This window comes from Lactobacillus helsingborgensis (assembly GCF_003173695.1).
Classification (GTDB): Bacteria; Bacillota; Bacilli; order Lactobacillales; family Lactobacillaceae; genus Lactobacillus; species Lactobacillus helsingborgensis.
This window is the reverse complement of the sequence record NZ_CP029544.1, coordinates 1,177,387-1,191,913: the sequence shown is the minus strand read 5'-3', so window position 1 is coordinate 1,191,913 and position 14,527 is coordinate 1,177,387. Positions and strand designations below refer to the sequence as shown.

General features: G+C 36.2%; 15 protein-coding genes. 12 read left to right on the top strand and 3 right to left on the bottom strand.

Annotation, left to right across the window (positions count from 1 at the left end; translation table 11 throughout):
* Positions 1-34 precede the first annotated feature (34 nt).
* Positions 35-511, top strand: a complete 477-nt coding sequence (gene greA / locus DLD54_RS05625; protein WP_038523243.1) for a transcription elongation factor GreA — start codon at positions 35-37, stop codon at positions 509-511.
* 97 nt (positions 512-608) lie between these two features.
* On the opposite strand, the gene DLD54_RS05620 is transcribed toward greA, so the two are convergent.
* Positions 609-1,523 carry an N-acetylglucosamine kinase gene (locus DLD54_RS05620; protein WP_109918543.1) on the bottom strand — a complete coding sequence of 305 codons (915 nt, stop codon included), beginning with the start codon at positions 1,521-1,523 and terminating at the stop codon, positions 609-611.
* 278 nt (positions 1,524-1,801) lie between these two features.
* On the opposite strand from DLD54_RS05620, the gene DLD54_RS05615 reads away from it, so the two are divergent.
* The 9 genes from DLD54_RS05615 to glnA all read left to right on the top strand — a co-directional run bounded on the left by DLD54_RS05615 (position 1,802) and on the right by glnA (position 9,792).
* Positions 1,802-3,829, top strand: a complete 2,028-nt coding sequence (locus DLD54_RS05615; protein ID WP_370448317.1) for a peptidoglycan D,D-transpeptidase FtsI family protein — start codon at positions 1,802-1,804, stop codon at positions 3,827-3,829.
* Positions 3,830-3,911: 82 nt separating this feature from the next.
* On the top strand, positions 3,912-4,061 hold the full coding sequence (gene rpmG, locus DLD54_RS05610) for a 50S ribosomal protein L33 (protein WP_081945351.1): 150 nt from the start codon (positions 3,912-3,914) through the stop codon (positions 4,059-4,061).
* Positions 4,062-4,114: 53 nt separating this feature from the next.
* On the top strand, positions 4,115-4,690 hold the full coding sequence (locus tag DLD54_RS05605) for a 5-formyltetrahydrofolate cyclo-ligase (RefSeq protein ID WP_038523234.1): 576 nt from the start codon (positions 4,115-4,117) through the stop codon (positions 4,688-4,690).
* Positions 4,691-4,697: 7 nt separating this feature from the next.
* Positions 4,698-5,378: a rhomboid family intramembrane serine protease gene (locus DLD54_RS05600; protein WP_038523231.1), complete on the top strand. Its 681-nt coding sequence runs from the start codon at positions 4,698-4,700 to the stop codon at positions 5,376-5,378.
* The gene (locus tag DLD54_RS05595; RefSeq protein ID WP_046327300.1) at positions 5,378-5,596 is read left to right on the top strand and encodes a YqgQ family protein; all 219 of its coding nucleotides are present in this window, start codon (positions 5,378-5,380) and stop codon (positions 5,594-5,596) included. The genes DLD54_RS05600 and DLD54_RS05595 overlap by 1 nt, the downstream gene beginning before the upstream one ends.
* 54 nt (positions 5,597-5,650) lie before the next feature.
* A complete protein-coding gene (locus DLD54_RS05590) occupies positions 5,651-6,055 on the top strand; it encodes a rhodanese-like domain-containing protein (RefSeq protein WP_046327299.1) in 405 nt (134 codons plus the stop codon).
* A 70-nt stretch (positions 6,056-6,125) separates the two neighbouring features.
* On the top strand, positions 6,126-7,046 hold the full coding sequence (gene miaA, locus DLD54_RS05585) for a tRNA (adenosine(37)-N6)-dimethylallyltransferase MiaA (protein WP_109918541.1): 921 nt from the start codon (positions 6,126-6,128) through the stop codon (positions 7,044-7,046).
* Positions 7,039-8,286 (top strand): methionine gamma-lyase family protein, encoded by a 1,248-nt coding sequence (locus DLD54_RS05580; RefSeq protein ID WP_046327297.1) that lies wholly within the window; start codon positions 7,039-7,041, stop codon positions 8,284-8,286. The genes miaA and DLD54_RS05580 overlap by 8 nt, the downstream gene beginning before the upstream one ends.
* 168 nt (positions 8,287-8,454) lie before the next feature.
* A complete protein-coding gene (gene glnA / locus DLD54_RS05575; RefSeq protein ID WP_109918540.1) occupies positions 8,455-9,792 on the top strand; it encodes a type I glutamate--ammonia ligase in 1,338 nt (445 codons plus the stop codon).
* A gap of 1,346 nt (positions 9,793-11,138) precedes the next feature.
* Here the strand turns inward: glnA and pyrE are convergent.
* Positions 11,139-11,774: an orotate phosphoribosyltransferase gene (gene pyrE / locus DLD54_RS05570; protein ID WP_109918539.1), complete on the bottom strand. Its 636-nt coding sequence runs from the start codon at positions 11,772-11,774 to the stop codon at positions 11,139-11,141.
* Positions 11,775-12,482 carry an orotidine-5'-phosphate decarboxylase gene (pyrF, locus tag DLD54_RS05565; protein ID WP_109918538.1) on the bottom strand — a complete coding sequence of 236 codons (708 nt, stop codon included), beginning with the start codon at positions 12,480-12,482 and terminating at the stop codon, positions 11,775-11,777.
* A 242-nt stretch (positions 12,483-12,724) separates the two neighbouring features.
* Here pyrF and DLD54_RS05560 point away from each other — a divergent pair, with 242 nt between their 5' ends.
* Both DLD54_RS05560 and pyrR read left to right on the top strand, forming a co-directional pair.
* Complete coding sequence (locus DLD54_RS05560; protein ID WP_109918537.1) at positions 12,725-13,648, top strand: dihydroorotate dehydrogenase; 924 nt, start codon at positions 12,725-12,727, stop codon at positions 13,646-13,648.
* A 286-nt stretch (positions 13,649-13,934) separates the two neighbouring features.
* Positions 13,935-14,477, top strand: coding sequence for a bifunctional pyr operon transcriptional regulator/uracil phosphoribosyltransferase PyrR (gene pyrR, locus DLD54_RS05555; RefSeq protein WP_046327292.1), 543 nt, complete (start codon positions 13,935-13,937; stop codon positions 14,475-14,477).
* Positions 14,478-14,527: the final 50 nt, after the last annotated feature.

The window sequence follows — 14,527 nt, the reverse complement described above, 5'->3', positions numbered from 1 at the left end:
AAAGGAATTTTAACTTTAAGGAGCAGAAAATTTTATGCCTGAAAAATCATATCCAATGACTGCTGAAGGTAAAGAAAAGCTAGAGGCAGAATTAAAGAATTTAAAAGTAGTAAAAAGACCAGAAGTAATTGAAAGAATTAAGGTTGCCCGCTCTTATGGTGACTTGTCTGAAAACTCCGAATACGATGCAGCTAAGGATGAACAAAGTCATTTAGAGGATCGTATTAGCGTTGTTGAAGAAATGCTTAAGTATGCTCATGTCGTTGATGCTAATGCTAGTGATCCAGATGAAGTAGCTGTAGGTAAGACAGTTACCTATACTGAAGTGGGCGAAGACGAGCCGGAAACTTACACTATTGTTGGTAGTGATGAATCTGATCCAATGAATGGCAAGATTTCTAATGATTCACCAATTGCTCAAGCAATTTTGGGCAAGAAAAAGGGCGAAACAGTGACTATTTCGACACCTGGCGGTAAATTTGACGTAGTTATTAATAAAGTTGAAGAATAACACAGTCAGATAAGCAGATTTGCTCTAGTTAAGTAACAAGTAAAAGACCAGAATTTTGTTAAAAAGCAAAATTCTGGTCTTTATTTATTCTAAAAAATTAATGACTAGTGAAATAGCGGTAATCTTTACTTCTATCAAAAACTACTCCGCGGGCATTTTCACCGTTGGAAATCGAAAATTGTGCGTGTGGATATTTCTCATGAACTTTATTCTCCAAGAAATCACGTAACATGCCATTGTTAGCTAAGACGGAACCAGTCAGTGCAATTTTCATTGGCTTAGGTTCATCATATCTGTCCATACCGATGATAATATCTCTTGCAAGTAATTCAGCTTGCTCCTTGATCACAGCTATGGCAAAATTATTGCCTTTGTCTGCCAATTTTGCCACTTCTACTGCCATTGAGGCAAAATCCGCATTGCTGGTTTTATAAAATTTAGCAGTTGCGTCAGTCAAATTATCTACTTTAAAAAGTCGATTAAAAAGGGAAATCAACTCATTATCTTCTCGTTTATCCCAACTGAGTAAAGCAGATTTTAGTGCGGAAAGTGCGATTGCATAGCCGGAACCTTCATCTCCTAAAATGGAGCCATAACCGCCAGTTGTGATTATTCTGCCCTTTTGCAGGCCATTAAAGACAGAACCCGTGCCGGCAATAACAAGACCACCGTCTTCTCCTTCAAGACCACTGTATAATGCCAGAAGTGAATCTGTAATTGCTCTAGTAGGTAGATTTTCGGCTTTAGCAGAAATTTCAGCAGCTACTTCAGGAGCATGTCCAATGACGGATAAGCCAGCCATACCACAAAGTATTCTTTGGCAGTCACCATCAATTTGGTCTATTAATTTATTAATCGCTTCAGTAATATTTGAAATTGCGCTGGTATAATTTGTGTTTACTTGGCCAGGACCGGCTTGAGAACGCTCTATTTCTTCACCGTTAAGATCATAGGCAATAGCGGTAGTATGCGTTCCTCCGGCATCAACGCCAATCTGATATTTAAGTGTCATAACCTTTCTTCTTTCTATTTAATCAACTAACATTATTTTATTACACTTTAGCAAAATACAGAAGATTTTTATTAAAGTGCTTACGAACACTTTATTTGCTTTACTTATTTTATAACTGTTAAAATTTTGGCAAAAGGCCTTTTAATCAATAGAATTGTCTGTTGGTTTCTGATAAAATTACACTAGTTTAGTGAGGTTGAGGCTACGTGAATTTTTTTAAGAAAAAATTGAAGACAAAGAACGATAATTCAAAAAAACAGGCTTCTACTCCGGTCAGGATGAAAATAATTTTAGTAATTATTTTTGTGCTTTTTGCTACTCTAATTGGACAACTAGCGTATTTACAAATTGGCTATGGCTCCCGCTTTAAAGCTGAAGTCCAAAAATCCAATTCTGCTGTGGTTTCCAGTCAGGTTCCTCGTGGAGTAATGTATGATACTAAAGGTCGCGTTTTAGTTGGTAACAGGGCTAAAAATGCCATTACTTATACCAAAAGCGTCTCAACTACCACAGAGGATATTTATGCCATTTCTAATGCTCTTAGTCGTTATATTACAATTAACGATGAAAAACCGACTGAGCAGCAAGTAATTGATTATTATTTAGCTAATAAAAAAAATAGTGCCAAGGAGTCTGCCAAGGTACCAAAATCTGTCCGGCAAACTCAAGATGATGAATTAATCAATAAGAGAATCCAACAGCAAGTGAGTGCTGAGCATATTAAACTAAATAAGCGGGAAAGAACTGCGGCTTTAATTTATAACAAGATCTCTGGAGCGTACACGCTTTCTACAATCTATATCAAAAATAATCATTTAACTGACAAGGAAATCGCCAGCGTAGGTGAGCATCTTTCAGATTTGCCTGGCGTTGGAATTGGTACTGATTGGCAAAGGTCTTACCCAAACGGTTCCTCAATTCAGAGTATTATCGGTTCGGTTTCTACCGAAAAAGCAGGTTTACCTAGCGATAATCTACAATATTATTTAACTAACGGCTATTCCAGAAACGACCGGGTTGGCACCTCATATTTAGAAGAAAAATATGAACCATTATTAAAGGGAACTAAAGCAACCAGCAAAGTTTGGACTAAAAATTCAGGAGATATTGAACAGTCAAAATCTGTTTATTCAGGTCAGGCTGGCTCCAGTTTAGTCTTGACTCTGGATGCCCAGTATCAAAAAGAAGTCCAAAATTCTTTAGAAAAAATCTATTCTGCGGCCATTAGTTCAGGGGCTGCCCATTATTCAAACGGTGCGTATGCCGTCGCCATGAACCCTAAAACGGGTGCAATTTTGGCTATGGCAGGAATTAGCCGTGATCCTAAAAAAAATAAAACTACTAATAACGCATTAGGCGTTATTAACCAGTCTTTTGTTATGGGGTCTGCCGTTAAGGGAGCAATGGTAAGTGGTGGCTTAATTAACAAAGTTATTAGTCCCACAAACAACGTGATGCCTGATACACCGGTATATTTACCAAGTACACCTGTTAAGAAATCTGTCTATCCAATCGGTACTTTTGGCGCATTAGATGCAGAAACTGCACTCGAGGTTTCCAGTAATATCTATATGATGCACTTGGCAATGAAATGGGTGAAGGCATCTTATGTTCCTAAAAAATCAATTCACATGCCGCAAACTGCCTTTGAACCAATACGTAAGAATTTCAATATGTTTGGATTAGGTCAAAAGACGGGTATTGATTTACCGGGAGAGATATCGGGTATTCAAGGTAGATCGTTTAATGAGCAAGGATTAGTATTGCCCGGTTCAGTATTAGACTTGTCTTATGGCAACTATGATGCATACACTTTAATTCAAATGGTGCAATATGTTTCTACAATTGCTAACGGTGGTTACCGGATGCAGCCTTATGTCGTGCAATCGATTGGCAGAACCTCAAATAATGGTAAAAAAATCTATATTGATTATAATAGAAAGCCTAACGTCCAGCTTCGAATTCCGTGGACTCAAGCTGAACTCAATATTGTCAGACAAGGGTTTTGGCGTGTTGTTCACGGCACTAACTCTTGGGGTACAGCTCATAAGTTGAAAAACGTCAAACCTGCTATATCAGGTAAATCAGGCACTGCGCAGACATTTTACTATGATCCGGATAATCCTAACCAAAAAGATCCGCCTGAGTTAGTAAACGCTACTTTTGTCGGTTATGCCCCTTCAAAAAATCCTGAGATAGCTACTGCTGTAATTTTTCCAGGACTTGATCCCGAACTAGAAGGTTCGTATACTTTGCAGATGACCAAAGCAATGGTACAAAACTATTTTAAATTACATAAAAAATAGAAAAGTGACAATATTGCTGGCAATAATATTAGAAAAATGCTAAGATAATACAGTCAGAATAAAAGCGTAGGTGGTGAAAGAAATGGCAGACAACATCATTTTGGAATGCACCGAATGTGGCGATAGAAGTTACTTATCTAAGAAAAACAAGCGTAAGCATCCGGAACGTTTAAGTTTGAAGAAGTATTGCCCAGTTGAAAGGCATACTACTCTTCATCGTGAAACTAAGTAATAAACCAATATAGCAGGAGCCTATGCTCCTGCTATTTTTTATATGGAAGAATTATGACAAAGAAAGAAATTAGACAACAACAAATAGAAAAGTTGAGCAATTTTGCTGAAACACCAGAAAAAGATGCTGAAGATCAAATTTTGTTGAAAAAAATAATGAACTTGCAGTGGCTCAATGAATGTCAAACTGTAGGAATCACATCCTCTTTGACTTATGAAGTTGATACATCAGGATTGATAGCTCAATTATGGGATATGGGTAAAGATGTATATCTTGCCCGGGCTAATGATAATGCCGAACGGTCACAGGATTTTATTTACTATAGCTACATGACCAAGCTGACTAAGTCAAAATTCGGGGTTGCAGAAGTTAGTGAACCAGATGCACAAATTAACAACGACTTAGATTTGATCATTGTTCCGGGACTGGCTTTTGCTTTAGACTCTCATCAACGCCTTGGGTTTGGTGGCGGTTATTATGATCGCTTTTTAGCTAAACATCCACAATCAAAAACCGTTGCTTTAGTTAATTCGAAAATGATTTTTGAAACAGCTTCGTGGCAAGTTGAACCTACTGATATTGCAATTCAAACGATTATCACTCCTAATGCGGTTTTAGCAAATAAATGAGGTTATAATGGATCAGCGACAAAGATATAGAAATAGCTATATAACAATATGTATTTTAGTCATTCTTTTCGTGGTATTTTTAATAGAAACTTTCATTGGTGGTTCACAAAATACCTATGTATTAATTAAAATGGGTGCAATGAATAACTATGCGATTGTAGCTGGCAACCAATGGTGGCGTTTATTTACTGCGCAATTCTTACATATTGGAATTATGCACCTGATTTCTAATGCCGTAATGATCTATTATCTTGGTATTTATATGGAACCAATATTGGGTCATTGGCGCTTTCTAGTAGTTTATTTACTTTCAGGTGTCGGAGGAAATTTATTGAGCCTAGCTTGGGGTAGTGATAGTGCTATTAGTGCTGGCGCATCTACTGCTTTATTTGGCTTGTTTGGAGCAATGACAGCGACAGCATTACAAAATAGGAATAATCCTGTCTTAGTCTATTTGGGGAAACAATCCTTTTGGTTAGCTTTAATAAACATAGCATTAGATCTATTTGCACCTAATATTGATATTCAAGGGCATATTGGCGGCTTAGTGACTGGTTTTTTAATTGCTGTGATAATTGGAGATAGAACTTATAGAAAATATTCTTTTAAAAAACGTGTGGTTGCTACCTGCATTTTAATTATTTATTGTGTAGCAACTGTCAGAATGGGCATGGTAATTAAGCTATAATGAAAACTCTATACGATGTGCAACAGCTATTAGAAAAGTATGGTATATTTGTTCATGTAGGTAAAAGAATATGGGATATTGAGCTCATGGCGCTTGAACTCGATAACATCAATCACTCGCATTTAATAGACCAGCACGATTATTTAGTAGCAAAGCTAATATTGCGACGTGAGTACGAATATGAAGAACGTCAAAATAAGGACAAACACGACTCTTAGAGCGATTTGGAATTATTTTGGTTTAAAAACTAATAATGGGAGAGAAGAAAATTTATGTCATCTTTTTTAGTTATTATAGACGCAATTTTAATTATAGTTATTCTAGCCTTTGTTGCAGTATGGCTATGGCATAAGATACAAACAAAACTTTTAGGTGGCGGAGATCTAACTAATGAGCAATTTAATCAGGGAATGCGGAAAGCGCAAGTGGTTGACTTACGTGAAAAAGCACCATTTAAAAGAAAGCATATTGATGGTGCCAGAAATTTGCCCTATACAATGCTCAAATATCAATATACGGAGTTAAGAACAGACTTACCCGTTTATTTGTACTCCGATTCTTTATCAGTAACGTTGCGCGCTGCCAGATTCTTACAAAAGAAGAATTTTTCATCAATCAAATGGTTGAAAACTGGTTTTGAGGACTGGGATGGACGGACGAAGAAATCTAAATATTAAATTGAAAACATGTTTGTTAAGCCATTCAAACGTGTTTTTTCTATATTAAATACAGAAAAAGGACACAAAAATGCAAAAGGTGCTAGCAATAGTCGGACCAACAGCAATTGGTAAAACTACACTGGCTATTGAGCTTGCCACAAAAATTAATGCCGAAATAATTTCGGGTGATTCAATGCAAGTTTATAAGGAAGTAGCCATTGGAACTGCCAAGGCAACGAAAGCGGAGCAAGAATTAGTTACTCATTATTTAGTTGATACTCAATCTATTTTTAAACCATATTCTGTTGCCGACTTTGTCACTCAGGCTGAAAAAGCAGTTGATGAAATTACTGCTAAGAAAAAGATTCCCATGCTAGTTGGAGGCACTGGCTTTTACGTCAATGCATTGCTAAATGAAATGAAACTGGGTGAACCAAAAAAGAAACAAAAGGCAGTTGCCCCCGAATGGGAAAATTATTTAGCTGAAAATGGTAAAAAAAAGTTATGGGCTGAGTTAAATAGTCGTGACCCAGTAGCAGCTCGGAAAATCCCCCCAAATAATTCACGTCGGGTTTTACGCGCATTAACTGTAATTATGCGCACCGGGCAAAAATTTTCCGAGCAACAAAAGGAAATAAAACCCCGGTATGATTATTTGATTATGGGGTTAAATTCTGACCGTGCAGAAATTTATCGTAGAATTGATCAACGTGTTGATCAGATGCTTGATCAAGGGCTTCTTCATGAAGCAAAATACGTATATCAGAATAGGGCGCAAGAATATACGATCTTGCAAGCCATTGGCTATAAGGAATTTTTCCCTTATTTTGCTAAAGAAGATAGTCTAGCGAGTTGCGTTAAGAATTTAAAGACAGCTTCTAGAAGATATGCCAAAAGGCAATTAACATATTTTCATCATCAATTACCTGTTTACTGGTTTGATCCCCTAAGGGATCCAGAATGTATGAAAAAAATTTTAATGAAAGTCGGGGAATGGTTAAATGAATAATTGGCCAGAAAAATTACAACAAATTGTAGCAGAAATTGATCAGGAAATTGCACCACAACTGGCAAAAATTGATCAAAATATTCTTTTTAATCAAAATAAGGTTTTACAAGCGTTTAAAGATAAGGCTGTAGCTGAATCAGACTTAATTGGCAGTACTGGTTACGGCTCAGATGACAGTGGTCGCGATAAACTTGACCGTATTTATGCCCAAATTTTTCACACTGAAGATGCTTTAGTGCGTTCGCAGTTTGTCTCTGGTACTCATACTCTTGCTACAGCTATGGCTGGTAATTTACTTCCGGGTGACGAACTGATGTATCTTACAGGGATGCCTTATGACACTTTACAACAGGTTATTGGTATTGCTGGTGATGGTCGAGGCAGTTTGAAGCAATACGGCGTTAAATTTTCTTATGTAGAGCTGTTGTCTGATGGCAGTGTTGATTTTGAAGCGGCACGAAAATTATTAAGAGAACATCAACCGAAAATGGTAGTTATTCAGCGCTCACGTGGCTATAATACCAGAGCAAGTTTTACTGTCGCCAAGATTAAACCGATGATTGCGCTGATTAGGGAAGTTTCCCCTGAAAGTATAGTTTTTGTTGATAATTGTTATGGCGAATTTTCCGAACAACACGAGCCTACTGAATTTGGAGCAGATCTTATGGCTGGTTCGTTAATTAAAAACGCTGGCGGAGGTTTAGCTAAAATCGGTGGCTATGTTGTTGGTAAGCATGAGCTAATTGAAAATACGGCTGCACGACTCACTGCTGGAGGAATAGGTCGCGAAGAAGGCGCAAGCTTAAATAACAATCTTGATTATTTCGAAGGTTTATTTATTTCGCCAAGTGTTACCGGTAATGCAATTAAAGGCGCAATTTATTCCTCTGCACTTTTAGCAAGAATGGGATTAGAAGTTTCTCCCAAATGGAATGAAGATAGAACCGATTTAATTCAGACGGTAATTTTCCATGATAAAGATAAAATGATTAGGTTTGCCAAGGCTTTACAAGAAAACTCACCAATTAATTCATTTGTGGATCCTATACCAAGTAACGATACGGGATATGAAGATCAAGTGATTATGGCAGACGGCTCGTTTATTGAAGGTGCCAGTATTGAATTTTCTGGGGATGGACCAATTAGACCACCTTATGCGTTGTATATGCAAGGCGGTCTGACTTATGCCCACGTTAAAATTGCGATTACTAATGCTGTCAATGAATTATTCTTTAAATAGGTAATACTATTTATAAAAGTAAGGTAAAACTTTGGTAAAATTATTACTTTTTTTGTTAGACCACTTTACATTTATTTAAGGATTTGCTAATCTTTAATCTAGTTTAGACAAGAAGGTATTTCTAGTTTAAACCATACCAATTATTTTAAGATTTTTAGGTGGAGAATCATGACAAAGAAAATTTCAGCAGATGACATTAGAAAAAGCGTAAAAGAAGACGATGTCAAATTTATTAGACTAGCCTTTACAGATATTAATGGAACTCTTAAAGCAGTTGAAGTTCCAAATAGTCAATTGGAAACAGTATTAAGTAATGACGTACGCTTTGATGGTTCTTCAATTGACGGCTTTGTTCGTTTGGAAGAAAGTGATATGGTACTTTACCCCGACTTTTCGACTTGGTCCGTTTTACCTTGGAGCGATACTACAGGCGGCAAAATTGGCTGCCTGACTTGTTCAGTTCATACAACTGATGGCAAACCTTTTGCAGGGGATCCACGCAATAATCTTAAAAGGATAATTGAACAAATGAAGGATATGGGTTTTACAGCCTTTGATATTGGTTTTGAAGCCGAATTTCATTTGTTAAAACTTGACGAAAATGGCAATTGGACCACACAGGTCCCAGACCATGCCTCATATTTTGATTTAACCTCAAATGACGAAAGTGCCAGTTGTAGGAGAGATATAGTTGAAACTTTAGAAAGCATTGGGTTTGAAGTAGAAGCTGCTCACCATGAAGTAGGTGACGGACAGCAGGAAATTGACTTTAGATTTGATGACGCTTTAACAACGGCTGATCGTGTGCAAACATTTAAAATGATTGTGCGTGAAATAGCTAAGCAGCATGGTTTATTTGCCACATTTATGGCTAAACCTTTGCAAGGTCAAGCAGGAAATGGAATGCACACTAACATGTCCTTGTTTAAAGGTAGCAAAAATGCCTTTTATGATAAGAATAATAAGTACCATTTGTCAAAAACAGCTCTGTACTTTTTAAATGGTATTTTGGAACATGCCCGTGCAATTACAGCTGTTGGTAATCCGACTGTCAATTCCTATAAGCGTTTAATTCCAGGATTTGAAGCCCCAGTTTATATTTCTTGGGCTTCAAAGAACCGTTCACCAATGGTTCGAGTACCATCTGCAGGAGAACTGAATACCCGTTTAGAAATGCGTTCTGCTGACCCTACTGCTAATCCGTATTTGCTCTTAGCTGCATGTTTAAGTGCCGGTCTAGCTGGTATTAAGGAAGAAAAAATGCCAATGGAGCCAGTAACTTGTAACTTATTTGATTTAAGTGAGAAGCAACGTAATGAAATGGGAATTAAACCACTTCCTTCAACCTTGCATAACGCATTAAAAGCCTTTAAGAAGGATCAATTAATTCAAGATGCTTTAGGTGAGCATTTAACTCAAAGCTTTATTGATTCTAAAGAATTAGAATGGTCTCAATATACCCAAACAGTATCTGATTGGGAAAGAAATCGTTATATGGGTTATTAAATAATCTAGTTATAAAAATAAAAAAGTAGCATAAGAAATTTATGTTACTTTTTTTATTGGTCTTATTTATTGGGAAAGCAAAATATATAATACTTAATGTAATATTTTTATATATTTTAATCATTCTATTTTTTATTTTAATATATTAATAGTTAAACAAAAATTTGAAAGAAAGCTTTCCAAAGTGCCAGTAAGTAAAACTGTTATATTATAGTCTAAAATAAAAGAAAAGAATCGTAATTTTGAAAGAAACCAATCAACTTTATAATATTTTAGTTATTTAAATAATTTTGAATAGCGAAAAATATAAACCAAAATAGTATTTTTAATTGTTATTTAAATTAGATGAAAAAGAACCTATTTCTTAGACCTTTAAATCACAGCTTTTTCGATTGTTATTTATAAATCTAGATAACAAAATGTGAAAGCAGATATAATTTAATACAGTAACTAAAAAATATTCAATAGTTTATTGACAATTTTTAAAAATTTGATTACGATTATTATATAATTCACATAGTTTAAATTAGGTGCTATGAATGAAAGGGGTAATGCTTTTCTGGAAATAATAAAAATAAATATAGGAAAACTAGTATTTACCGAAAAATTAGCAAAAGAGAGGATAGTTAATGTCAATTAAAAAAACACAACTCCGATGTTGGCATACATTGAAGTTGTGTCGAATAATGTTAAGAAAAATCCAATGGTTTTTGAATTATGCTAAAGTTCGGACTTTTGCTTAACATTTAAAAGTAGTAGTGAGAATAAAAATAATTTTATTCTCACTACTATGATTAATAATACCACAGAAAAAGTTTAGAGTGATTAAATTCTTTTACATGTCAGAAAAATTGATCAGGCAATATTCAAATAAATTTGATATTAGCAACTGTTTTCTCAATTTTGTTGATAGTAAAAAAGAAGTAGATAATAATTAAACAATTTTCTAATGATATCTATAATTAAATCGTATATACACATCAAAAAAGGCTGGTTTGAAAAAATCAGTCTTTTTTGATGCGTGGGCGAGATTTTGAGTAAACTTTTATTGTTCAAATAAATTAGTGTAAGTGAGGGCTAAGAATGAAGAACAATCGATTTTCAGTAAGGATATAATATTAGTAATGGTTGCTGTATTTTTATGTTTCACACACCTTTTGTGACTACCTAATAAAGAACTATGTTAAAAGTTTAGGCGCAAATAACTTTTTGCTGGTCTGGTAACTGGAGTAATAATTATTCCTGTCTAGTTTTTGAGAGTAATTGTCAGAAATCAGCTGCTGGTTCTTTTAAATATAAAAAAACTGACAAATTTTTGCTGTGTAGCAATCTTTGTCAGTTCTTATTTACTGAAACTTTTTGCCCCATTTCCACGGATCTTCGTGCCAAGTCTTTAAAGCCTCATATTCTTCAGAGCTGATGTAGTTCAACTCTTTTTCTTTTTGCAATAACTCAGGATAAGAAAGTAGAGGACTAAAATCGACGCCAGCTTGAGCAAAATTATTTTTCGTATCTTTTAAATAGTATGTAAAGATTGAGCTAACGCCAATTACATTACCACCTTCTTTTTTTGTGGCATCAACGGCATTGATTACAGAGCCACCTGTGGTTATTAAATCATCAATTAACACGATATTGTCTTCTTTATTAAAGCGACCTTCAATCTGCTTGCCTTTGCCGTGAACCTTAGGCTTTGGCCGCACATAAATCAAGGGCAGGTTAAGCTTAGCAGCAACCCATGCTGCATGTGGTATACCAGCAGTTGCCACACCGCCTATTACAGTTACAGCAGGATATCTGCTTTTAATTAACGCTGCCAAGTCTGTCGCAATCCAGTCGCGCAAGTCTGGATAAGAAACAGTTAAACGTAAGTCTGTATAAATGGGTGATAGCATTCCGCTAGCATATTGATATGGTTTTTGCGGAGAAAATGTAATTATTTTTTCGGCGATTAGTTTATTGATAATTTGTTCCTGATACATTTATTCAAACTCCTTTTTAATTTCTTGATAAACCTGTGCGGGACTCTCAGCTTTGGTAATTGGTCGACCGACTACAATCGCACTTGAGCCAAATTCTTTTGCTTTTAAGGGAGTGGCAGTGCGCTTTTGATCATCATTCGCTTTAGCTGATAATCTAATTCCCGGTGTAACATATAAGAAATCTTGGCCAACTATTTCCCGCAAATTTTGTACTTCAAGCGGTGAACATATTACACCGTCAGCACCGGCACTTTTAGCAGTCTGAGCTAGACTAACCACTTCTTCAGCCATTGACAATGAACAATTCTGCTCATTTGCCAAAGTTGCAGCTGAAATGGAGGTCAGTTCCGTCACAGCTAAGAGTTTAGGGACTTCGCTACCTTTAGGGGTACTATCAACCAGCCCTTTCTTAGCTGCTGCAATCATTGCACTACCACCAAGTGCGTGAACGGTGGTACAAAAAACTCCTAATTTTCCTATCTGTTTGGCAGCTTGGTAAACTGTATTAGGAATATCATGTAATTTGAGATCTAGAAAAATATGGTATCCTTGTTCAACTAAAGTTTTTACCAAGTTCGGACCATAATGATAATATAGTTCCATGCCAATTTTTAAGTAGGTTTCTTGGGGATCACCTAATTTCTGAAGCAGATTTTCAACATCCTTCTGATTGTCATAGTCCAATGCTACAAATACCGCTTTTTTCATTAACGCCTCCACATATAAAAAAGCCTATTTTGGTACGAGAGTGCATCAAAATAGACTTTTAAAAAAATTAAGCCATGTTCAACTTGCGGTCTCTCTGTACCGTTTAAAGTTCATTAACATTGAGATTAACATTTTTGCTAATAAAATACAACTAAAAATTTTACTTTTAAAATGGTCAAAAACGTGTAAAATATACCCAAAAATATTTATGAGCAAAAGAACAGCAATTTTTGGAGGATAATATGATTAACATCAAAGTAAAATTACCGGGTCTAAGCTTAAAAAATCCGTTAATGCCAGCAAGTGGTACTTTCGGATTTGGTGATGTATCTGCGGCTGAGAAATTTGATTTAAATGAATTGGGGGCGCTGGTTGTAAAAACTACTACACCTAAACCGCGGACTGGTAATCCTCAACCCCAAATTGCAGTTTTAGAAAATGGAGTATTAAATTCTGTCGGCTTAACTAATCCGGGAGTTGATCAAGTAGTTAGTACCAAGTTACCTGACATTAAAAAGAAATATCCTGCTTTGCCCATTATTGCCAGTGTTGGTGGTGAAAGTAGTGCCGGCTATGTCGAAGTGGCCCAAAAATTAGCTGCCTCTAAGATGGTTAATGCTCTGGAAATAAATTTTTCTTGTCCCAATGTTGCTCAAGGTGGAATGAGTTTTGGCGTTCATCCGGAATTAGTTGAAAAACTAACTGCTGCAATCAAAGCAGCAGTCACAATTCCGATTTTTATTAAGTTAACACCTAACGTTACTGCCATCGGTGAAATTGCCCGAGCAGCAGAAGCTGGTGGTGCAGATGGTCTGTCACTAATAAATACGGTAATGGGAATGCGCATCAATATCAAGACACGTAAGCCACTGTTAGGTAATAATTTTGGTGGTTATTCAGGTGCGGGAGTGAAACCTATTGCCATTTATCAGATTAATCAGGTGAGAAAAGCAACCAAATTACCCATAATTGGTATGGGCGGTATTGAGTCAGCTGAAGATGTAATTGAATTTATGTTAGCTGGAGCCAATGCGGTCGAAGTGGGAAGTGCTCATTTTAAGGATCCATTAATATGTCCCCACATAGCAGATGAGTTGCCCGCAATTTTAGCAAAAATGGGTGTTGCTGATATCAATGATCTTGTTGGTCAAATTGAACTGAATTAGTTTGTTTATTATGTGTGGTGGCTTTAAAATAAAAGTTAGACCTGGTTTATATAACTAGCAAATATTTTTTTAAACTTAAAAATTTTTGCTAGACAGAATAGTTGCCTGATACATAACTTTAGTGTTGACAACTGCTCGTTTAACCATTATATTGAAATAGATGTCCTTTAAAATTAGTCCCGTGAGGCTAGCAAGGAAAGCTCAATTAAGTATTGACTTTTACACAGCACTTAGTCTCAGTAGATTAAGTGTTTTTTCATGGGTAAAGTAGCAATAGGAGAAAAAGATGACAAAAGAAATTTGGGACGCTTCAGCAATGAAGAGAGCGCTAACCAGAATTACTTATGAGATCATTGAACGCAATAAAGGTACTGAAGATTTGGTACTCGTAGGGATTAAAACTCGTGGCGTTTATTTAGCTCAGCGAATCCATGACCGCATTCAAAAACTTGAAGGGGTCGATGTGCCACTGGGTCAACTTGATATTACTTTATACCGCGATGACCGTCATGATGCATCGTTAAAGCAAGACCCTGTTGTTAATTCTAAGGAAATAGGTGTTGAAATCGGCAATAAACACGTTGTTTTGGTCGATGATGTACTTTTTACTGGTCGGACAGTTAGAGCAGCAATGGATGCTTTAATGGATAAAGGCAGACCTAGCTCAATTGCTGTTGCAGTGCTAGTTGACCGTGGCCACCGTGAATTACCGATTCGCGCAGATTTCGTTGGTAAAAATATCCCAACATCTTCGCATGAAGAAATAGCGGTTCATGTTGAAGAAATTGATAATAAAGACAGTGTGGAATTAAAGCCATTGCCGCAATAATAGAATCAATTCAACCGTTTAATTGGCTCCAGAGAGGGTCAGAAGGGTAT

Bases quoted from the DNA above. Each gene is read 5' to 3' on its own strand.
- DLD54_RS05580 (WP_046327297.1), top strand. From the start codon at position 7,039: ATGAATAATTGGCCAGAAAAATTACAACAAATTGTAGCAGAAATTGAT.
- DLD54_RS05620 (WP_109918543.1), bottom strand. From the start codon at position 1,523: ATGACACTTAAATATCAGATTGGCGTTGATGCCGGAGGAACGCATACT.
- pyrE (WP_109918539.1), bottom strand. From the start codon at position 11,774: ATGTATCAGGAACAAATTATCAATAAACTAATCGCCGAAAAAATAATT.
- DLD54_RS05615 (WP_370448317.1), top strand. From the start codon at position 1,802: ATGAAAATAATTTTAGTAATTATTTTTGTGCTTTTTGCTACTCTAATT.
- pyrF (WP_109918538.1), bottom strand. From the start codon at position 12,482: ATGAAAAAAGCGGTATTTGTAGCATTGGACTATGACAATCAGAAGGAT.
- glnA (WP_109918540.1), top strand. From the start codon at position 8,455: ATGACAAAGAAAATTTCAGCAGATGACATTAGAAAAAGCGTAAAAGAA.
- DLD54_RS05605 (WP_038523234.1), top strand. From the start codon at position 4,115: ATGACAAAGAAAGAAATTAGACAACAACAAATAGAAAAGTTGAGCAAT.
- greA (WP_038523243.1), top strand. From the start codon at position 35: ATGCCTGAAAAATCATATCCAATGACTGCTGAAGGTAAAGAAAAGCTA.
- miaA (WP_109918541.1), top strand. From the start codon at position 6,126: ATGCAAAAGGTGCTAGCAATAGTCGGACCAACAGCAATTGGTAAAACT.
- DLD54_RS05600 (WP_038523231.1), top strand. From the start codon at position 4,698: ATGGATCAGCGACAAAGATATAGAAATAGCTATATAACAATATGTATT.
- DLD54_RS05595 (WP_046327300.1), top strand. From the start codon at position 5,378: ATGAAAACTCTATACGATGTGCAACAGCTATTAGAAAAGTATGGTATA.
- rpmG (WP_081945351.1), top strand. From the start codon at position 3,912: ATGGCAGACAACATCATTTTGGAATGCACCGAATGTGGCGATAGAAGT.
- DLD54_RS05590 (WP_046327299.1), top strand. From the start codon at position 5,651: ATGTCATCTTTTTTAGTTATTATAGACGCAATTTTAATTATAGTTATT.
- pyrR (WP_046327292.1), top strand. From the start codon at position 13,935: ATGACAAAAGAAATTTGGGACGCTTCAGCAATGAAGAGAGCGCTAACC.
- DLD54_RS05560 (WP_109918537.1), top strand. From the start codon at position 12,725: ATGATTAACATCAAAGTAAAATTACCGGGTCTAAGCTTAAAAAATCCG.